Annotated in this window: 18 protein-coding genes; 9 read left to right on the top strand and 9 right to left on the bottom strand. The window is 65.3% G+C overall.

Translation table 11 applies throughout. The features are described 5' to 3' along the window. Positions 1–50 precede the first annotated feature (50 nt). The 3 genes from KK488_RS17555 (at position 51) to lptG (ending at position 4,484) form a co-directional block, all read left to right on the top strand. Entirely contained in the window at positions 51–2,081 is a 2,031-nt protein-coding gene (locus KK488_RS17555; RefSeq protein ID WP_214625004.1) for an ATP-binding protein, read from the top strand. 93 nt (positions 2,082–2,174) lie between these two features. Further along, entirely contained in the window at positions 2,175–3,386 is a 1,212-nt protein-coding gene (gene lptF / locus KK488_RS17550) for an LPS export ABC transporter permease LptF (RefSeq protein WP_214625003.1), read from the top strand. Between the two features lie 3 nt (positions 3,387–3,389). Then, the gene (gene lptG, locus KK488_RS17545) at positions 3,390–4,484 is read left to right on the top strand and encodes an LPS export ABC transporter permease LptG (RefSeq protein ID WP_214625002.1); all 1,095 of its coding nucleotides are present in this window, start codon (positions 3,390–3,392) and stop codon (positions 4,482–4,484) included. Between the two features lie 69 nt (positions 4,485–4,553). On the opposite strand, the gene KK488_RS17540 is transcribed toward lptG, so the two are convergent. Beyond that, positions 4,554–5,618 carry a fatty acid desaturase family protein gene (locus KK488_RS17540; protein WP_432653870.1) on the bottom strand — a complete coding sequence of 355 codons (1,065 nt, stop codon included), beginning with the start codon at positions 5,616–5,618 and terminating at the stop codon, positions 4,554–4,556. Positions 5,619–5,805: 187 nt separating this feature from the next. Here KK488_RS17540 and KK488_RS17535 point away from each other — a divergent pair, with 187 nt between their 5' ends. Continuing rightward, complete coding sequence (locus tag KK488_RS17535; protein WP_214625000.1) at positions 5,806–6,963, top strand: GNAT family protein; 1,158 nt, start codon at positions 5,806–5,808, stop codon at positions 6,961–6,963. A 20-nt stretch (positions 6,964–6,983) separates the two neighbouring features. On the opposite strand, the gene KK488_RS17530 is transcribed toward KK488_RS17535, so the two are convergent. Continuing rightward, the gene (locus KK488_RS17530; protein ID WP_214624999.1) at positions 6,984–7,175 is read right to left on the bottom strand and encodes a hypothetical protein; all 192 of its coding nucleotides are present in this window, start codon (positions 7,173–7,175) and stop codon (positions 6,984–6,986) included. Positions 7,176–7,438: 263 nt separating this feature from the next. On the opposite strand from KK488_RS17530, the gene KK488_RS17525 reads away from it, so the two are divergent. Beyond that, entirely contained in the window at positions 7,439–9,826 is a 2,388-nt protein-coding gene (locus KK488_RS17525; RefSeq protein WP_214624998.1) for an HAD family hydrolase, read from the top strand. Between the two features lie 67 nt (positions 9,827–9,893). Continuing rightward, entirely contained in the window at positions 9,894–10,328 is a 435-nt protein-coding gene (locus tag KK488_RS17520; protein ID WP_214624997.1) for a protein tyrosine phosphatase family protein, read from the top strand. A 10-nt stretch (positions 10,329–10,338) separates the two neighbouring features. On the opposite strand, the gene KK488_RS17515 is transcribed toward KK488_RS17520, so the two are convergent. From KK488_RS17515 to KK488_RS17500, 4 genes are all read right to left on the bottom strand, one after another. Beyond that, a complete protein-coding gene (locus KK488_RS17515; RefSeq protein ID WP_214624996.1) occupies positions 10,339–10,743 on the bottom strand; it encodes an MAPEG family protein in 405 nt (134 codons plus the stop codon). 161 nt (positions 10,744–10,904) lie between these two features. Next, positions 10,905–12,326 (bottom strand): ammonium transporter, encoded by a 1,422-nt coding sequence (locus tag KK488_RS17510; protein ID WP_214624995.1) that lies wholly within the window; start codon positions 12,324–12,326, stop codon positions 10,905–10,907. A gap of 17 nt (positions 12,327–12,343) precedes the next feature. Continuing rightward, on the bottom strand, positions 12,344–12,682 hold the full coding sequence (locus KK488_RS17505) for a P-II family nitrogen regulator (RefSeq protein ID WP_214624994.1): 339 nt from the start codon (positions 12,680–12,682) through the stop codon (positions 12,344–12,346). 214 nt (positions 12,683–12,896) lie between these two features. Continuing rightward, positions 12,897–13,790 (bottom strand): prephenate dehydratase, encoded by an 894-nt coding sequence (locus tag KK488_RS17500; RefSeq protein WP_214624993.1) that lies wholly within the window; start codon positions 13,788–13,790, stop codon positions 12,897–12,899. 184 nt (positions 13,791–13,974) lie between these two features. Here KK488_RS17500 and KK488_RS17495 point away from each other — a divergent pair, with 184 nt between their 5' ends. Beyond that, complete coding sequence (locus tag KK488_RS17495) at positions 13,975–14,607, top strand: c-type cytochrome (RefSeq protein ID WP_214624992.1); 633 nt, start codon at positions 13,975–13,977, stop codon at positions 14,605–14,607. A 72-nt stretch (positions 14,608–14,679) separates the two neighbouring features. On the opposite strand, the gene KK488_RS17490 is transcribed toward KK488_RS17495, so the two are convergent. Further along, positions 14,680–15,558 (bottom strand): LOG family protein, encoded by an 879-nt coding sequence (locus KK488_RS17490; RefSeq protein WP_214624991.1) that lies wholly within the window; start codon positions 15,556–15,558, stop codon positions 14,680–14,682. Between the two features lie 68 nt (positions 15,559–15,626). After that, complete coding sequence (locus tag KK488_RS17485) at positions 15,627–16,328, bottom strand: extensin family protein (RefSeq protein ID WP_214624990.1); 702 nt, start codon at positions 16,326–16,328, stop codon at positions 15,627–15,629. A 221-nt stretch (positions 16,329–16,549) separates the two neighbouring features. Here KK488_RS17485 and KK488_RS17480 point away from each other — a divergent pair, with 221 nt between their 5' ends. Next, complete coding sequence (locus KK488_RS17480; RefSeq protein ID WP_214624989.1) at positions 16,550–17,692, top strand: phosphoserine transaminase; 1,143 nt, start codon at positions 16,550–16,552, stop codon at positions 17,690–17,692. A gap of 117 nt (positions 17,693–17,809) precedes the next feature. Beyond that, on the top strand, positions 17,810–19,387 hold the full coding sequence (gene serA / locus KK488_RS17475) for a phosphoglycerate dehydrogenase (protein WP_214624988.1): 1,578 nt from the start codon (positions 17,810–17,812) through the stop codon (positions 19,385–19,387). A 131-nt stretch (positions 19,388–19,518) separates the two neighbouring features. Here serA and KK488_RS17470 read toward each other — a convergent pair whose 3' ends face one another. Continuing rightward, positions 19,519–20,433: a hypothetical protein gene (locus KK488_RS17470; protein WP_214624987.1), complete on the bottom strand. Its 915-nt coding sequence runs from the start codon at positions 20,431–20,433 to the stop codon at positions 19,519–19,521. Positions 20,434–20,467 lie beyond the last annotated feature (34 nt).

The following is a 20,467-nucleotide window of genomic DNA, read 5'->3' as shown; positions in this document are numbered from 1 at the left end:
CAGCAAAAAGGATTCCCCCCGTCCGAGCCATGGTCTAGACCCTTCCGATCATGGCTGAGGATACCGAAGGCCTGGACGACGACACCGACGAACTGCCGCTCTGGCGGCGGCTGGTGCCGTTCGCTCTCGCGATCATCTTCGCGAGCGCGCTCGGCATTCTCATCTACCGCGCCGACCACGCCTCGGATCTGCGTGATCGGGCCATCGCGCTGCAGCGGCACAGCTATCAGGTCATGCTGCAGGCCAAGACCGTCGAGGCCGACATCGGCAGCGCCGAGACGCTGCTGGCGCGCTATGTGATCAGCCACGATCCCGCAGTTGGCCGTCAGTTCCAGGAGGCATGGACGACCGCGATGCGCGAGCTGATCGCGCTTGAACGCACCACGCGCACCAATGATCGGCAGGGCGCGGCCGTCGCGCGCCTGCGCACCGCCATGGCCGAGCGCGGCGCGACGCTCACCGAGATTGCCCTGCGTGTGCGCTATGATCAGGCGCTCGGCGCGCTCGGCCAGCTCGAAGCGACGCGCAAGGAGCCCTCCGTGCGGGCCATCGCCGATGCTTTCAAGGCGATCACGCGGCTCGCCGAGATCGAGCGGGAACGGCACGACGTGCAGGTCGACCGGTCGGAATCGCAGGTCGATCGCCTCAATGACAGCTATGGCCTGATCGGCCTCGGCCTGCTTGTCGCGGTGGTCGGAGCGCTCTGGTTCGCCAATGCCGCGCTCAACGAGCGGGTCTTCGTGCGCCGCCTCGCCGCATCGGAGGCCGCGCGTGTCGATGATCTCGAGATCGCCGTGCTTCAGCGCACGGAGCAGTTGCGCGATGCCAATGCCAAGCTCCAGCGCGAGATGGAGGAACGCATCCAGACCGAGCAGAGCCTGCGCCAGCTCCAGAAAATGGAGGCGCTTGGTAAGTTGACCGGCGGCATCGCGCATGATTTCAACAATATGCTCGCTGTTGTGATCGGCGGCATCGACGTTGCGCGCCGTCAGCTGGTCAAGGATCCGGCCAAGGCGGTCACGCATCTCGACGGCGCGATTGAGGGCGCCAATCATGCCGCCGCGCTGATCGAACGGCTGCTCGCCTTCGCCCGCGCCGAGCCGCTGCTGCCCGACCGGGTCGACATTGACGCGCTGCTCGCCGGGATGGAGGAACTCATCGGGCGGGTGATCGGGAGCGGCGTCAAGATCGAGCTCGATCTTCAGGCAGATGACTGGGCCATCTGGGTCGACCGCGCCCAGCTTGAAAGCGCGCTCGTCAACATGGCGATCAATGCCCGCGACGCGATGGACGGGCGCGGCACGCTCACCATCTCGACCCGCACCATCACGCTGGCCGAGCATGAGATCGGCCAGTGCGCGGCAGGCGACCATGTCAGCCTGGTGGTGCGCGACACCGGACATGGCATGAGCAAGGACGTGCTGGAGCGGGTGTTCGAGCCTTTTTTCACCACCAAGGAAGTCGGCAAAGGCACCGGCCTCGGCATGAGCCAGATCTTCGGCTTCGTCAGCCAGTGCCGCGGGGCGATCGACATAGAAAGCGCGCCGGGCGAAGGCACCAGCATCCGCCTCGTCATGCCCCGGCTGGTCCGCGATCAGGGCTTCGCGACCATCCAGGGCACGTCGCTGCCGGCAGGCGCGGCGGCCGGCGACGAGCCGGCATCAGCGGGCGAGCAGCGGTCGCTCAACATCCTGGTGGTCGAGGATGATCCGCGCGTGCTGCGCTCGACCCTGGGGGCGCTCGCCGCGCTGGGCCATGGCGGCATCGCCTGCGATCACCCGGTCAAGGCCGCGCATCTGCTGGCCTCGCACGACGACATCGCGCTCATTCTCTCCGACGTGCTGATGCCCGACATGTCCGGCCCGGAAATGATCGAGGCACTGGGCTCCGCCGTGGCGAACCTGCCGGTCGTCTTCGTCACCGGCTTTGCCGGCGACAAAGGCATGGCCGCCAAGATCTCGGGTTTCCCGATCCTGCGCAAGCCCTTCACCGTTGCCCAGCTCGCCCACGCCATCGAAGAGGCGATGACGATGCAGCATGACGGGCCGCGCGACGGGCAGCAGGCTCCGGCGGCGATCTGACCGTTTGGCCCGCCCAATACACTCAGAGGTTGCCCGGGCGCCGCAACCATCCTACGGCCGGAACGTAGCCCCTAGCATGCCGCGAGTATCTTCATGTTGACCGCTCTGGATCGCTATATGGCGCGCCTCATCGCGGTCCCCCTGCTCGCGAGCCTGGCGATCGCGGCGATGCTGCTCGTGCTCGACCGGATGCAGCGCCTGTTCGTCTTCGTGGCGACCGAAGGCGGGCCGGTGAGCGTCGTGTGGCGCATGCTCGCCAACCTGCTGCCCGAATATCTCGGCCTCGGCATTCCGATCGGCCTGATGCTCGGCATCCTCCTCGCCTTCCGCCGCCTCGCTTTGTCGTCCGAGCTCGACATCTTGCGCGGCGTCGGCCTCAGCTACACCAGGCTGCTCAAGGTGCCGTACATGTTCGCCTTCGTGCTGGCCGTGCTCAATCTGGCGATCGTCGGCTTCATCCAGCCGCACAGCAAATATGCCTACGAACGGCTCCGGTTCGAGCTGCGCTCGGGCGCGCTCGGCGCCTCGATCAAGGTGGGCGAGTTCACCAATCTGGGCGGCGAGTTCACCATCCGCATCGAGCAGAGCGCCGATCAGGGCCGCAAGCTCTCGGGCATCTTCGCGCGGATGCAGAGCAAGAGCGGCCAGTCGCTCGCAGTGACCGCGGCGCGCGGCCAGTTCCTCGCCACCGACGATCCCGACACGATCATCCTGCGCCTCTCCGACGGTGTGCTGGTGCATAACGCCCGCAACTTCCAGGAGCCGCGCATCCTCTCCTTCTCGTCACACGATCTGCCGATCGACCTGCCCAAGATGGAACAGTTCCGCACGCGCGGCGACGGCGACGTGGAATTGAGCCTGCCTGAATTGTTCAAGGCCGGCATCTCCCGCAAGACCTCGTCGATCGGCCGCGCGCAGGCCTGGGCCAATTTCAATTTCCGCGTGGTCGAGGTGGCGATGATGTTCCTGCTGCCGCTGGCGGCCGTCGCCTTCGCCATTCCGCCCAAGCGATCGACCTCGGCGCTCGGCGTCTTCCTTTCGATCGTGTTCATCGTGCTGTATCATAAGGTCAATCAATATGCGCAGTCGGTCGGCCAACTCGGCAAGGTCGATCCGTTCCTGGCGCTGTGGGGGCCGTTCCTGATCTTCGCCGGCCTGATCGCCTGGATGTATTATCAGACCGCCTATGTGCCAGGCGGCCAGCCAATCGGCGCGCTCGAACGGCAATTCGCCAAGCTGCTGAACCTCATCAAGTCGTTGTTCACCTGGTTCGGCAACCGGCGCCAGCGACGCGCGAGAGCCTAGACGATGCTGCTCAACTTCTTCCCGTCGCGTTCGATCGCCTGGTATCTCGGCAAGACCTTCCTGCTGCGCTGCCTTGCCATGCTGGCGATGCTCGTCCTGGTCCTGCAGATGCTCGATCTGCTGAGCGAGGCCGGCAACGTGCTGGCCTATCCCGGCAATGGCGACGGCGAACTGTGGCGCTACGTATCGCTGCGCATGCCGCAGATCATCTCGCGCTTCCTGCCCTTCTCCGTGCTGCTCGGCACCTTGATCATGCTCGCCACCCTCAATGCCAACAGCGAAGTCGTGGCGATGAAGTCCGGCGGGCTCTCCGCGCACCAGATCCTGGCGCCGCTCATGCTCGCAGCGCTCGGCGTCGCCATCATCAGCTATGTCTTCAACGAGCGCATCACGGCCCGCGCGACCGCGACCCTGACCGCCTGGGAGGAAGCCCGTTTCGGGCCGATCCCGAACGATCGAGGCGTCAAATCCAACGTATGGGTGCGTGACGGGGAGGATCTGATCCGTGCCGGCACCATCACCGGCTCCGGCAGACAGGTGCGTCTGCAGAATGTCGACATTTACGATCGCCACGGCGACCGCCTCATTTCCGTGATCGCCGCCAAGAACGGTTACTATACCGGCAGGGACTGGCGCCTGGAAAAGGTCCGCATCTTCGACGTGACGCTCGGCACCAGCCGCGATGTCGCGGCGATCACCGTGGGCAAGGGCATCCGGCCGGATCAATTCACCCTGTCGTCGGTCGACCCCGACAGCCTCTCCTTCACGGAGCTGAAGGATGCGATCCGAACCCTGAACGAGTCGGGCCGGCCGGTCGCCTCGCTCGAGGGAGCGCTGTGGCACAAGATCACCGGGCCACTCTCGGCCCTGCTGATGCCGCTGCTCGGCTCGGTCGCTGCCTTCGGCATCGCCCGCTCGGGCAAGCTGTTCGTGCGCGCCGTCATCGGCATGGCGCTCGGCTTCGCCTTCTTCGTGGCGGACAATTTCGCGCTGTCGATGGGCAATCTCGGCGTCTATCCGCCCATGCTCGCCGCCTGGGCCCCGTTCCTGCTGTTCCTGCTGGTCGGCGAGGCGGTGCTGATCACAACGGAAGAATAACCAGGCATAAGCTGGGGTCTCCCGCCTCTGCGCAGTTCCGCACAGGTCCCAGCGCTCGCGGGGATGACGTCACACCCGCATCGTGCTCCGCGCAATCCGCACGACCAGGACAAGCATGCCGGGATGGTTGGCGCCGTCATAGGTCGAGCCGCGATCAAGATGCGCGACCAGGCGCCGGTGCGCCTCGCCCAACGAATGATAGGGCATGCTGGGCAGCAAATGATGCAGCGCATGATAGCGCAGCCCCACCGGCGCCCAGAGCGCAGGAAACAGACCGGGGGGCGGCACATTGACCGAATCGAGAAACTGGCCGGTGACGGTCATCGGATCGCCCTCATTCTCCCAGAGATGGGCGACGAGCGTGCGCAACTGGTTGATCACGGCGGCGATGGACAGCACCGCCACCCAGGTGACCAGCGGACGCCAGCCCCAGGCGAGCGGGCTCGCCAGCAGCGCGATCGCCCAGAGGCTCGCCCCGGCCTCCTGCCAGCGCCACATCCGGCCCAGGTCCTTGTCGGGCGCGCGGCGGCGATAGGCCGGATTGGTCGCCAGCGCCGAATAACGCTCGGCCACGAAGCGGCGCAGTGGCGGAAAGATCAAGCCGAGCGGCGTCAGGATGCCGAAGCGCAGCAGCAAGCCGACCGGCAGGAACAGCGCCACGACGATGAACAGCGGCAGCGACCAGGGCTTCATCAGCGCCAGCGGCAGATATTCCGGATCGTCGACCGTTCCGTAGCGCGTCTTGGCATGATGCTGGGTGTGCACGCCCTCGTAGAGGAAGGAGGGCATCAGCAAGGGAATGCCGACCAGCAGATTCCAGGTGAAGCGGAAACCGGGAAGCGCGCCTTGACGGATATGCGTCAGCTCATGAATGAACAGCGAGGCCCGATAGAGCGCGAGCGACGCGACCAGCCCCGCCACGAGCATCAGCCAGACCTGGCCGGCGAGGATGGTCACCGCCAGCGCGCCATAGCCGAGCGCCGCCGACAGCAGGAAATCCGGCCAGTAGATCGCCGCCCGCGCCGTCACCAGATCGCGCGTGAGATCGACCGCGGCGCGCAGCATGACGGTATCGTCGGGCATCGTCGCGAGCGCGCGCGCCGCCTTCTCGCGTGTGGCCGCGCGGGCATCCATGCCGGAGTCGATCGCGTTCATACCCATGGTCCTAGTCGCTCTTCTGGCGCGCGAATGTGCGCATATCATGGCAGCAATATGATTTCGTCACGTTGCTGCGGCACGCGGGTTGACAAGCCGCCCTCCAGCCAGTCTGTGCTGGCGCCTGGATGAACGCCCACAGGGGCACCAGGCGGGGGCAAGAGCCGTGTCGACAGCCGAATTAGTGATCACGCCCGTCTCCGGCAAGGCCGACCTCAAGGCTTTCGTCGATCTGCCCTGGGCCATCTATGCCGACGATCCGGCCTGGGTGCCACCGCTCAAGGACGAGGTCTATGGTCTGCTGACGCCGGGCAAGAACCCGTTCCACGAGCATGCCGAGCATCAATATTTCCTCGCCCGGCGCGGCAGCGAGGTCGTGGGGCGGATCAGCGCCCATATCGATCATCTCGCGCTCACCGTACCGCCCGAGCAGGGCATGGGGCCGGGCACCGGCAATTTCGGCCTGTTCGAGGCCAAGGACGCCAATGCCGCGCGCGCGCTCATCAACGCCGCCGAGGACTGGCTGCGCAATCGCGGCATGACGCGTGTGCTCGGGCCGATCTCTCTTTCCATCTGGGAAGAACCGGGCCTGCTGGTCAAAGGCTTCGACCAGTCGCCGACCGTCATGATGGGGCATAACAGCCCCGCCTATCAGCCCTGGATCGAAGGCGCGGGCTATACGCCGGCCAAGACGCTCAACACCTATGAGCTCGACATTACGCAGGATTTCCCGCCGCTGATCCAGCGCATCGTCCAGTCCGGCGAGAAGAATGAGCGCATCCGCATCCGCAAGGTCGACAAGTCCAGGTTCGACGAGGAGGCCGCGATCATCCTCGCCATCCTCAACGATGCCTGGGGCAGGAACTGGGGCTTCGTGCCGATCACCGACAGCGAAGTCGCCTTCACCGGCAAGAAATTGAAGCCGATCGTCTTCGAGGATCTGATTCGCATCGCCGAACTGGATGGCGAGCCGGTCGCCTTCATGATGACCCTGCCGGACCTCAACGAGCCGCTGAAGGGCATGAACGGCTCGCTCTTCCCGTTCAACTGGGCCAAGCTGCTCTGGTGGCTGCGCGCGCCGAAATGCCGCACGATGCGCGTGCCGCTGATGGGCGTCGTGCAACGGCTGCAGAGCTCGCGCATGGCGAGCCAGCTCGCTTTCATGATGATCGAATATATCCGCCGCTCCGCCATCGCCGATTACGGCTCGACGCGCGGGGAAATCGGCTGGATCCTCGACGACAATCAGGGGATGAATGCCATCGCGCAGGCGATCGACAGCCATGTCAACAAGAGCTACATCGTCTACGAAAAGTCGCTCTGAGCGACCCACCGGCGGATCGCTCAGGCCGCTTTCGGTTCATCGCGAACGAACGGCGTCAGATCGGGCCGGCGCGCAATGTCGCGGCGCAGACGCGCGTCCTGGAGGACCGTATCCAGATCCTCGTAGCCGCTGCTCGACGGTGCAATGTCCATGCGATTGGCCAGGGCCGTGCCCGTGCCGATGCCCCAATTGGGGAAGCGCAGGAAATCCATGATGATCCTCCGGACTGTTGGCGAGCGCGGCATGAAGCGTGGCTCGCGAATCTTGTTCGATCCTCTCCGGGTGAATGGACAACCGAGTGTCCGGACAAACGGTTAGCTTCCTATGTAAATGGAGTCCATTGCTGAAATAGACGTGGCGATTGCGTGAATTGCATCCACGAATGGGAGCGTCGCCCACGCCCCACTTAATCCTTTGCTAACCCTGATCGTCAATAAACGCAGGCGGACCAGACCGCCCGCAGGGGACGCATCACATGACTCTCGCCGTTCGCGCCTATGATTTCGCGCAGATTCTCGATTCCGCGCCGCAGGGCATCAAGATCCTGTCGCTCGACTGCTTCGACACCCTACTCTGGCGCAACTGCAATCTGCCCATCGACGTCTTTGCCGACCTGCCTTTTCCCGGTTCCGGCATGGAAGCGCGCGCCTGGGCCGAGACGCGCGCGCGCCGCGCCATTCCGCTGCTGCAGGATCGCATCGAGGTCAGCATCGAAGAGATTTATGCGCACGGCCTGCCCGCCGCCACGGAAGCGCAGCGCGCGATGTTCGTCGACGCTGAACTCGAAGCCGAAGCACGGCATTGCTATGCCTTCGAGCCGACCGTCGCGCTGATGAAGGCGGCGAAGGCGCGTGGCCTCAAGATCATCATCGTTTCGGACACCTATCTCTCCGAGCCGCAGCTGCGTACGCTCATCACGCGGGCCGCCGGCGAGGAGGTCGTCGCGATGATCGACCGGATCTTCTGTTCCAGCGAATATGGCCGGCCCAAGGCCGCCGGTCTGTTCGTGCCGGTGCTCGCCAAGCTCGGCGTGTCGCCCGCAACCATCCTCCACTGCGGCGACAATCTCGGCGCGGACGTCACCGCGCCCAGCCGCCTCGGCATTCATTGCTGCCATCTCGAGCAGTTCGACGGCGAGAGCGAGCAGCGGCTGCGCCTCGAGGCGAGCGCCGCGAGCATTGTCGATCCGGCAACGCGGGTCTCGGTCCCGGCCTATCAGCCACATCGCGCCGCCATCGCGCTGCGCCGCGACGACACGCCGACGACCATGCTCGGCCATGACGTGCTCGGCCCGATCTTCCACGCTTTCGCCGGCTGGCTCCATGCGGAAGCCGTCGCGCAGGAAGCGCGTACCGGCAAGCCCACCAAATTGCTCTTCCTGCTGCGTGACGGCTATCTGCCGGCGCAGGCCTATCTGGCGCGCTATCCCGAAGGCGCCGCGACCGCCGCCATGGTCGAAATCAGCCGCCTGACCGCCGCGCGCGCCAGCATGACCGACCGCGCCGCGATCGAAAGCTATATCCTGCCCGAACTGCCGGTCGGCTCGGCGGAGGTCTTCGCCAGGCATCTGCATTTCGATCCCGCCGAAGCCAAGCGCCTTGCCGCTCTGCCCAAGGCCCAGTTCGCACGGCATATCGTCAAGCCCGATGTCGTCCGGCAGATCGCGGCCAAGTCACGCCACTCCGCCGACAAGCTGATCGCACATCTGCGCAGCCATGGCGTGGCGGAAGGCGACAGCGTCATGCTGGTGGACCTGGGCTATAACGGCTCGGTGCAGAATCTGATCGAACCGATGCTGCGCGACCGCATGGACCTCACCGTCACCGGCCGCTACCTGCTGCTGCGCGAGACGTTCGATCCGGGCCTGGACAAGGCCGGCTTCATCGACCCCGGTCATCACGACCGCAAGATCCTCCACGCCCTTTCGGAATCCATCGCCATCCTCGAGCAGCTCTGCACCCTGCCGCAGGGATCGGCGATCGACTATGAGAAGGACGGCACGCCGATCCGCGAGGACGCCGGCCTGAAGGCCGCGCAGAGCGTCGCGCGCAATGCCGTCCAGGCCGCCTGCCTCGATTTCGTCCGCGCCGCCGACCAGGGCGTGATCCGCCCGGCGCTCAGCGACACGCCCGACGCGCGACGCCGCATGGCGACCGCCTCGCTCGCGCGCCTGCTGTTCCTGCCGGTCGAGAGCGAGGTCGCGGTGCTTGGCGATTTCAATCACGACGTCAACATGGGCACCGACGACACCTTCAAGTTCGTCGATGTCGAGGCGGCCGCGCAGGGCCTGCGTCGGCGCGGGCTGTTCTACATCAAGAATGCGATGCGCATGTATCTTCCCGGCGAGCTGCGCCAACACGGCCTGCCGATCAACCTGTCGATCTTCGCCTCGCGCCGCTTCGGTCTCGATCTGCGCAAGCCCGATTTCGATGTCGGCGCGATCAAGCTGCCGGTCATGCTGATGAATGCGAGCGGCGGTCACGCCATTGTGGATGTCGATGCTGTCCCGACGATCGAGGGCTATTATCAGGCGCTCGTCCCGATCGGCGCGGCTCAGTTCACTGCAGGCATCCAGTTCGGCCGCATCGCCGACTGGGTCCAGATCGAGGAAACCAGTTTCCATCTGGTCGACGAGTTTCTCGACCCCAAGCAAACCGAGGACAGCCTGCCTGCACCCAGCATATCCGAGGGTCTCGAGGATGTCGGCGACGGCCTGATGCACTGCACCGGCGGCGACGCGGCGTTCCTGCTGGTGCCGCCACCGTCGGGCACACCGGCCGGCGAACCGCTGCTGCTCAGTGTCGTATTCCGCCCGGTGGTGCTCAAGCGGACGGCCGAGGCCGAGGCGCGCGCCGCCGCCTGAGCCTTGCGCTGCAACGCGTTGAGGGCGTAGGGACTCGGTCTCAACCGACCCCCGCGGAGACGCACGCATGCTCAAGCAACTGACGTCATCGATCCTCGTCGCGCCGCAGATCGGCATTGAGACGGTTGAGGAAGCCAAGGCGCTGGGCGTGACCCTGATCGTCAACAACCGTCCGGAAGACGAATCGCCCGACCAGACCCCGGGCGGGGCGATCGCGGCGGCTGCGCGCGCGGCAGGCATCGCCTATATCGCCATCCCGGTGTCGCCCGGCGGCTTTGCGCCCTGGCAGCTCGATGCGCTGGATAAGGCGCTGGCGGACAATGAGGGCAACACGCTCTGCTATTGCCGCTCCGGCACGCGCAGCACCCTGCTCTGGTCGCTCACCCGCGCCCGCGCCGGCGACTCGCCGGACGAGATTGCCGAAACGGCTGCGCTCGCCGGCTATGACGTCACGCCAATCCGCGAGATGATGCACGCGCTGGCGGGCGCGGCAAAGAGCTGACCCCTATCGGTCAGTGAAAGGCCGTCATCAATGCCGGCCAGAGCAGCATTACGATCCCGATGCAGCTCACCAGGAACGCAAGTGTCCGCACCACCGGGACACCCATGGCGTAGAGCGGCAGATACACGATCCGCGCACCCAGCCAGAGCAGCGCGCCGATCGCCGTCGACGGACCGAGCAAGCCGGCCGCCTGATCGATCAGCACCGCCGCGATCACGATCGGAAAGGTCTCGAAATAATTGGCCTGCGCCCGGGCCAGCCGGCCGGCGAGCGGATTCAGCGGCGGCAGGTCCTCATCGCGCGCGCCCATGTTCCACTTGGTGCCATATTGCTGCGTCTTCACGCGGACCGCTGCAAAGATATGGACCAGGGCGAGCACGCAGCCCCAGGCGAGAATCTTGAGTTCGATCGGCATGATCACGCGCCCCCTGTTGTCGAGCGCCCGACTATGCCCCCCGCCTCCGCCCGCACCAAATGAAAAGAGGGGCCGATGCGCTTGGCACCGGCCCCAGGCGTGTTCGCAGGAGGAACATCGTGTGGCGGGGCGATCCAGTGGACCGCCCCGTCCGAATTTGATCAGCTGTTGTAGGCGCGCTCGCCGTGGCTGGAGAGGTCGAGACCTTCCTGCTCGGCTTCCGGGCTCGGACGCAGACCGATGGTCTTGTCGATGACGAAGTAGAGGACCGCGCTGCCGATACCCGACCAGAGCAGGGTAACCACCACGGCCTTGATCTGCGTGATCAGCTGGGCGCCCATGTCATACTTGCCGACGACCGCCGGGAAGACGGTGTAGTCGAAGAAGCCCTGACCGCCAAGAGCGGGATCGGCGACGATGGCGGTGCCGATCGCGCCGACGATTCCGCCGACGCAGTGGACGCCGAACACGTCGAGGCTGTCGTCATAGCCGAGCTTGCCCTTCACGAAGGCCACGAAGATGTAGCAGATCGGGCTGACCACGAAGCCGAGGACGATGGCCGTCATCGGCGCCGCATAACCCGAAGCCGGGGTGATCGCGACGAGGCCGGCAACGGCACCCGTGACGGCACCCAGCAGCGAGGCCTTCTTGTGATGGAACTGCTCGATCAGCGCCCAGCTCACGGCAGCCGCGCAAGTCGCGACCATCGTGTTGACGAAGGCGACGGCGGTGACGCCATTGGCTTCGAGGTTGGAACCGGCATTGAAGCCGAACCAGCCGACCCACAGCAGGGAGGCGCCGATCATGGTCATGACCAGCGAGTGCGGCGCCATCGGCTCCTTGGGATAGCCCATGCGCTTGCCGATCATGAGGCAGCCCACGAGACCCGCGATACCGGCGTTGATGTGGACAACGGTGCCGCCCGCGAAGTCGAGCGCGCCCCAGCCCCAGAGCATGCCATAGTCGGTCGGCGTGTCAGCCAGGAAGTCGGGGCCGGCCCAGTACCAGACCATGTGTGCGATCGGGTAATAGACGATGGTCGACCAGAGGACGACGAACACGATCAGCGCCGAGAACTTCACGCGCTCGGCGAAGGCGCCGACGATGAGGGCCGGCGTGATCATGGCGAAGGTCATCTGGAAGACGACGAACACGAGCTCGGGCAGATAGACGTTGTTGCTGAACGTCGCGCCGAAGGTCGTGCCGTCCACCCCCCTCAGGAAGGCCTTGGAAAGTCCACCGAAGAAGTGGTTGTCGCCACCCGAGGTGAAGGCGATCGAATAACCCCAGCAGCACCAGATCAACCCGGTGACCGAGACGATCATGAACACCTGCATGAGGACCGAGAGCATGTTCTTGCTGCGGACGAGGCCGCCGTAGAACAGCGCAAGGCCGGGAATGGACATCATCAGCACCAAAGCGGCGCTGACGAGCATCCAGGCGACGTCGCCTTTATTGACCATGCCGGCCATTGCAGCGGCATCGGGTGCCTTGATAAGATCGGCCGCGAAGGCCGGATGCGCGGCCAGCAGCGACAGGCCACCGGCCAACGCAGCACCGCATAATTTCTTTGCGAAGCTCATGAGAGTCTGCCCCTTTCTTACAGCGCGGTCTCGCCGGTTTCGCCCGTGCGGATGCGCACGGCCTGACCGACGTCGAGAACGAAAATCTTGCCGTCGCCGATGGCGCCGCTGTTGGCGGCTTGCTGGATGCCTTCCACCACGCGGGGTGCGAGGGCATCGTCACAAACGACTTCGACTTTGATCTTCGGAACCATGTTGGTGCTGTATTCCGCGCCGCGATAGATTTCGGTCTGGCCCTTCTGCCGACCGAAGCCTTTCACTTCGCTCACCGTCATGCCGGCGATCCCCAGGCTGGTGAGGGCTTCTCGCACCTCGTCCAACTTGAACGGCTTGATGATTGCCATGATGAGTTTCATGCTGCCCCCTTGTATGGTGTGCAGCGGACTCTCTGCAAAGACCGTGCCAATCCCTTAACGACGCGTTAAAGCGCGTGACACATGCTTGTCACATCGCTGCGCCGCACAAATTTTGTGCAGAGCGGCAGGGTTGCCCGTTTTTTAGGCAGCCCGAGTCAAATCAATGGAATGATTCAGGCTTTTGGAAATGATTGTGATGACCGTGCCCGACTCCTCAGACCGAGCGGGGCCGGGCCTGCCGGTAGCTGCCGAGGAGCCGCACCCACTTGGTATGGAAGGCCAGCTCGTCCAGCGCACGGTCGACCGCCGGATCGCCGGGCATGCCCTCGATGTCGGCATAGAATTCCGTCGCGGAGAAGCTGGCGCCGCGCTGATAGCTCTCCAGCTTGGTCATGTTGACGCCGTTGGTCGCGAAGCCGCCCATCGCCTTATAGAGCGCGGCGGGCACGTTCTTCACCTCGAACAGGAAAGTCGTCATGACCGGCCCGCTCCCCGGCTCGGGCAGCCGCGGCTCGCGCGCAAGGACGACGAAGCGCGTCATATTATCCTCGCTATCCTCGATATGACTATCGTGGATCTTGAGACCGTAGAGCTGCGCCGCCAGCGCCGGGGCGATCGCCGCCGCGCCGCTTTCGCGCACTTCGGCGACCAAGGCGGCCGCGCCCGCGGTATCGGCATAGACGATCGGGCGGATGCCCTTCGCGCGCAGATATTTGCGACACTGGCCGAGCGCCTGCGGATGGCTGAGCGCGCTTACCACGGGCGCGTCGTCCACGCTCATCAGCGCATAGCGGATCGGCAGGAAATATTCGTCGATGATGTGCAGGCCGGATTCGGGAAGCAGGAAATGCATGTCGGCGACACGGCCGTGCAGGCTGTTCTCGATCGGGATCATCGCCCGGTCGGCGCGCCCCTCGTTCACCGCGTCCAGCGCATCCTCGAAGCTGAAGCAGGGCAGCGGCAGGCCGTCCGGCGCATAATCGACGCAGGCGATATGGGAATTGGCGCCTGGGGCCCCCTGGAAAGCGATCGCGCGATCGGGAGCGCCAGCCGCGGCGTCCGTCATCTCGGCGACGAGGCGCCGGGCTGGGAGCGGATAATTGTCCATCGTGGCCGCAGCGCTTAGGGCGTGAACCGCGATACCGCAAGGCTCGCGCGCCCGCCTCGCCGTCCCGCTCGCGCACAGGCTTGCACCCGCCCGGCGCAGTCATTAAGGGAGCGCCACAAGGGGCACCGGTGGCTCTCGCGACGCAGTCTGTCGCGCCCCGGGCAAGTCTGGAGACAAGAGGCGAATGAGCGATCGTTTCAACACCATTGCGGGCTGGAGCCTGTTCGCCGGCATCATCGCGCTGGGCGGCGGCATTGTCGCGAGCAAGCTGTTCCACAGCGAGCGTCCCGAGCCGATGGGCTATGCCATTGCCGGCGTGGTGGAAGAGGGTGAAGGCGGCGCGGCGGCTGGGCCGGGGCTCAATACCCTGCTCGCCAAGGCGGATATCGCGGCCGGCGAGAAGGTCTTCGCCAAGTGCATGGCCTGCCACACGATCAATCAGGGCGGAGCCAACGGCATCGGCCCCAATCTTTATGCGACCGTGGGCGAGGCGATCGCTACCGGCAAGGCCGGCTTCGCCTTCTCCGACGCGCTCAAGAGCAAGGGCGGCACCTGGACCTTCGAGAATCTCGACCATTGGCTGACCAGCCCGCGTGAATTCGCAAACGGCACCAAGATGAGCTTCGCCGGTCTCAGCAAGCCCGAGGATCGTGCCAACGTCATCGCCTATCTGAACAAGCAGGGCTCGAACCTGCCGCTGCCCGCCGCCGACGCGGCACCGGCACCCGAGGGCGCGGCCAATGCCGCTGCACCGGCGGAGGGCGGCAATGCTGCGGCAGCGGCACCGACGAATCAGGCGGCGACAGCCAACCCCTGAAAACGCCGACTCTACCGGGGCAGGCAAAGAGATCGAGAAGGCGGGCGCGAAGGCCCGCCTTTTTCGTTGCGCTCAGCAGCCCGGTGCGTCGGTGTCCGCGTAGAAGGCCTCGACCACGGCCCAGGCCTCTTCCGCCGTCTCGACCCAGCTGATCAGATCGAGATCGCGTGGGCTGATCACCCCTTCCTCGGCCAGCGCCTCGAAATTGATGACGCGCGCCCAGAAATCCTTGCCGAAGACGAGGATCGGGATCGGCTTCATCTTGCCGGTCTGCACCAACGTCAGCAGCTCGAAAAACTCGTCGAACGTGCCGAAGCCGCCTGGGAACACGGCGAGCGCGCGCGCCCGCAACGTGAAGTGCATCTTGCGTAGCGCGAAATAGTGGAACTGGAAGGAGAGCTCCGGCGTCACATAGGCATTGGGCGCCTGCTCATGCGGCAGCACGATGTTGAGGCCGATCGTCGTCGCGCCGACATCCGCCGCGCCGCGATTGGCCGCCTCCATGATCGACGGGCCTCCGCCCGAGCAGACCACGAAATTCCGGCATCCCTCCTCATTGACGGGGAACTGGGCGGAAATCCGCGCGAGGCGGCGCGCCTCCTCATAATATTTCGAGCTGACCTGGAGTCGCTCCGCGACCTTGCGCTCATAATCGGTGCGTGCGGCATCGATCCGCGCCTGCGCCGCGTCGGGTTCGGGAATGCGCGCCGAGCCGTAGAAGACGAAGGTCGAGGAGATTTTCGCCTCGTCCAGCATCAGCTCGGGCTTCATCAACTCGAGCTGGAAGCGAACGGGGCGCAAATCGTCCCGCAGCAGGAATTCATTGTCCTGAAAGGCGAGCTTGTAGGACTTGCTCTGGGTCTGGGGCGAAGGGACGGTCCGCTCCGCATCGCGCGCCTCGACGCGCGCCGGACGGAACTTGCTCTCGCTGACGGAAGGTGTGTCTGCCATCTCCGCGCCGCTAGCCCATTTCGCGGCGGAAGGAAACCGCGACCATATCTACCTCATGTCGCCGCCATCTATCGGCAGAATCCGCCCTTGCCGCCCATATCCAGGTGGAAGTGATCGTGATGCGCCGCGTTATAGTCGGGGCTGAGGACGGTCGGAAAGCGCTTGCAGGCGCTGTCGTGAATGCGGTGCAGAAACTCGGACGTCGGCCCGTCGACGCGCCAGTCGCCCTGTACGCTTACCCGCCGACCATCGGCCAGCACGAAGGCCGAGACGTCGACCGCATTGGCATGGGCATGCTCGCTGAGCTTGCCGGCGATCGTGCCCCCAGCCCCGCGCACATCGCGACAGGCATAGGTGCCGAACGTCTCGATCCTCACGACTTCGGTGCCGAGATAGACCCGCGCCGCAGGAACCACGGCATTGCGTGCCCAGGCTGCGAAGGTCGCCGCGAGCGGACAGGTCATCGCGCCGAGATTGGCCGTCGGCGTGCCGAAATCCATGAGCTTGATCGCATCGACGATCCGGCAGCCGCCGCCCTTGTCCTCATTGGGCAGCGGCATGTAGCGCACCTGGGCCGCATCGAGGCGCGCCGCACACATCCTGAAACTCTCGCTGCTCGGCATCACGCGCGGCTTGGGCGGCGCCATAAGCGCCGGGCGCGCGACCCGGCCCCGATGGACCACGCTGTGATCGGCGCAGGCCGCAAGCGTCACCAGCGCCAGAAGCGCCGCCAGCCTGCCCAGCAGGGAGAATGACCCCATCCCGACCATTGGCCAGGAATCTGATTAATAATGGTTAACAAAAGGTTAAATCTGCGCATCCGCGCGGCGAATCGAGTCCGATCCGCGTCGGCGTGACATATTCGCATCGCCATCACGCTTCATCACGCAACATGCTGTCCTTGATTGACTTGAGGCGAGAAATCTCTAAGGCCGCCGGCGGGCCACGCGGTCCCAACGCCGCGCGTGCTCTCTGCAAGGAGACGCATATCATGACTGACGTTCCGAAGCCGGCGAGCGCGCCGGCCCGCCCCCATTTCTCGTCCGGCCCCTGCGCCAAGCCGCCCGGTTATGACCCGGCGAAGCTGGCCACCGAGGTGCTCGGCCGCTCCCACCGCTCCAAGCTCGGCAAGGATCGGCTCGCGCTCTGCATCGACCTGATGCGCGAGCTGCTGAACCTGCCCGACACGCACCGCATCGGCATCGTCCCCGGCTCCGACACCGGCGCCTTCGAGATGGCGATGTGGACGATGTTGGGCGCCCGCCCGGTGACGACGCTCGCCTGGGAAAGCTTCGGCGAGGGCTGGGTGACGGATGCCGTCAAGCAATTGAAGCTCGACACCACCGTGATCCGCGCCGACTATGGCCAGCTTCCGGACCTCAGCCAGATCGACTGGTCGAGCGACGTGCTCTTCACCTGGAACGGCACGACCTCCGGTGTCCGCGTGCCGAACGGCGACTGGATCGCGGCTGATCGCGAGGGCCTCTGCTTCGCCGACGCGACCAGCGCTGTGTTCGCCTATGACCTGCCTTGGGACAAGATCGACGTCGCCACCTTCTCCTGGCAGAAGGTGCTGGGCGGCGAGGGCGGGCATGGCGTGCTGATCCTCGGCCCGCGCGCGGTCGAACGGCTGGAAAGCTATACGCCCGCCTGGCCGCTGCCCAAGGTCTTCCGCCTCGCCTCCAAGGGCAAGCTCGCCGAGGGCGTGTTCAAGGGCGAGACGATCAACACACCGTCCATGCTCGCGGTCGAGGATGCGATCTTTGCGCTCGAATGGGCCAAGTCGATTGGTGGCGCCCGGGGGCTCATCGCCCGCGCGCAGGCCAATGCCGACGCGCTCGATGCCATCGTGCGCGACCGGAGCTGGCTCGGCCATCTCGCGCAGGATCCGGCCAGCCGGTCGATCACCAGCGTCTGCCTGACGGTCGAGGGCGCCGACGAGGCGATGATCAAGAAGATCGCCTCTTTGCTCGAGAAGGAAGGCGCGGCCTACGACATCGCCGGCTATCGCGATGCCCCGCCGGGCCTGCGCATCTGGTGCGGCGCGACGGTCGACACGGCCGACGTGGTCGCGCTCGGCCCGTGGCTCGACTGGGCTTATGCCGAGGCCAAGGCCGCGCTGGCGGCTGCTTAACTCCCGTTTTCAACGTCATCCCAGCGAAAGCTGGGATCTCCTGCGCGATAGGCTCACCCCAACCGCACGAGATCCTGACTTTCGCCAGGATGACGAATTGCAGAAAGGCAATTCGTCATGCCCAAGGTACTCATTTCCGACAAGATGGACCCCCAAGCCGCGCAGATCTTCCGCGATCGCGGCGTCGAGGTCGACGAGATTACCGGCCTCAAGCCCGATGAACTCATCAAGATCATCGGCCAATATGATGGCCTCGCCATCCGCTCCGCGACCAAGGTGACGAAGGAAATCATCGACGCGGCGACCAATCTGAAGGCGATCGGCCGCGCCGGCATCGGCGTCGACAATGTCGACATTCCCTATGCCAGCGCCAAGGGCATCGTCGTCATGAACACGCCGTTCGGCAACTCGATCACCACGGCCGAGCATGCCATCGCGCTCATCTTCGCGCTCGCGCGCCAGCTGCCGGAGGCCGATGCCTCCACTCAGGCCGGCAAGTGGGAGAAGAACCGCTTCATGGGCGTCGAGGTCACCAACAAGACTCTAGGTCTGATCGGCGCGGGCAATATCGGCTCGATCGTCGCGAGCCGCGCGCTCGGCCTCAAGATGAAAGTCGCGGCCTATGATCCCTTCCTGACGCCCGAGCGGGCTATCGAGATGGGGGTCGAGAAGGTGACGCTGGACGAGCTGCTCGCCAAGGCGGACTTCATCACCCTGCACACGCCGCTGACCGATCAGACCCGCAACATTCTCTCGGCCGAGAATCTGGCCAAGACCAAGAAGGGCGTGCGCATCGTCAATTGCGCGCGCGGCGGCCTGATCGACGAGGCAGCACTGAAGGCGGGCCTCGACAACGGCCATATCGCCGGCGCCGCGCTCGACGTGTTCGCAGTCGAGCCCGCCACCGAGAGCCCGCTGTTCGGCACCCCGAACTTCATCTCGACCCCGCATCTGGGCGCCTCCACCAGTGAAGCGCAGGTCAATGTGGCCCTGCAGGTCGCCGAGCAGCTCAGCGATTATCTGATGACCGGCGGCGTCACCAACGCGCTCAACATGCCGAGCCTCTCAGCCGAGGAAGCGCCCAAGGTGAAGCCCTATCTGGCGCTCGCCGAGAAGCTGGGCAGTCTGGTCGGCCAGCTCGCCCACGACAATCTCACCAACATTTCGGTCGAGGTCGAGGGCAGCGCGGCCGAGCTCAACATCAAGCCGCTGACCGGCGCGGTGCTCGCGGGCATCATGCGCCGCTACAGCGACACCGTGAACATGGTGAATGCGCCGTTCCTGGCCAAGGAGCGCGGCATCGACGTGCGGGAGGTGCGACATGACCGCGAAGGTGACTATCACTCGCTGCTGCGCGTCACGGTCGAGACCAGCCGCGGCGCGCGCTCGGTCGCCGGCACCTTGTTCGGCAATGCCAGCCCGCGCCTGGTCGAGCTGTTCGGTATCAAGGTCGAGGCCGATCTCGACGGACGGATGCTGTACATCAACAACAACGACTCACCCGGCTTCATTGGCTCGGTCGGCTCGATCCTCGGCTCGGCCGGCATCAACATCGGCACCTTCCATCTCGGTCGCCGCGAGGCCGGCGGCGAAGCGATCCTCCTGCTCTCGGTCGATGAGGAAGTGCCGCAGGAACTGATGCGCAAGATCGAGGCGCTGCCGAACGTACGGCTGGTGCGGTCGCTGAAGTTCTGAGCATTTGGCTAGAGACCCGTTCGTTTCGAGCTGAGGTTCGAGCTAGTCGAGACCCGGAGTCGAGAAAGCGTTCTCGACAACTTTCTGGACTTCGCTCGAGGCCGCTCGAACCGAACGGGGAAGGAAGGGCGCTAGCCCTCGGGATCAGCCGCGAAATCGGTGAACTGCCAGCCAGTCGCACCCTTCGCGAAGACATAGACATAGGCGCCGCAGCTCACCGACCAGGCGTCGCCATCCCTGACCGGCACCGCCGTCCGGAAGCAGGGCCGAATGGGCTCCGGGAAGATGCCCATCCAGATGCTGTCGAACCGGCCCGCATCGAGCGGCGTCCCGGCGAACAGGAAAGGAAAGCGGATCAGCGCCTTGACGCCGGCCCGGTCTCCGCCCGCCGCAGCTCTGGAGAAGCGCGTCCAGAAGGCATCGAAATCCGCTGGCAGCGTTGAACCGGCAGGGAGCGACGCTGACGCACCCGTGGGCGCCACGGCGGCGGCCACGGGTGGCGCCTTCGCACCAGCCGGGCTTTCATCGATCTCGAATTTCAGGATACGCGTCTCCTCGCCGTTCCAGGGATCGTTGAAGTAAGTCACGCGCACCCGCATGCCATCGCGCAGCGGCAGAGGCGGATCCTTGGCATTGGTAAACGAGGCGCCCGAGGGAAAGCCGCCGACGCACAGCCAGAACCAGGTCCGGCCGACGAAGAATTGCTCGCTGGTATGCGTCGTATAGCTGCTGAAGCTCGATACGCCGCCAGCCGCACGCGAGCTGCCGGTCCAGCTCTTCGTGGTTTCGCGCTTGTGCTGGCTGATCACACCCTCGATCGTCTTCGCCGAACCGTCCGTCAGCGCGGCGCGCACATGCCGATAGTCGGCGACCGGCAGCACGAAGGCGATCAGGAACAACAGGGTCGTGACACCGCCCATGATCAGCGCCCATTTGCGCCGCCCGCGCATCGCGTTGAACAGGGTCACGAGCAAGGCCGCCGCCGGGATGAGCAGCAGCACATATTGATCGAACCGCGCATTCGCCGCGTCGAACACCAAGGTCATGCCAATCCCCCTTCAGCTCGCCGCATGAAGCCAA

The organism is Sphingobium nicotianae, assembly GCF_018603885.1.
Classification (GTDB): Bacteria; Pseudomonadota; Alphaproteobacteria; order Sphingomonadales; family Sphingomonadaceae; genus Sphingobium; species Sphingobium nicotianae.
The sequence above is the reverse complement of the archived record's forward strand: the minus strand, read 5'-3'. Positions and strand labels throughout refer to the sequence as shown.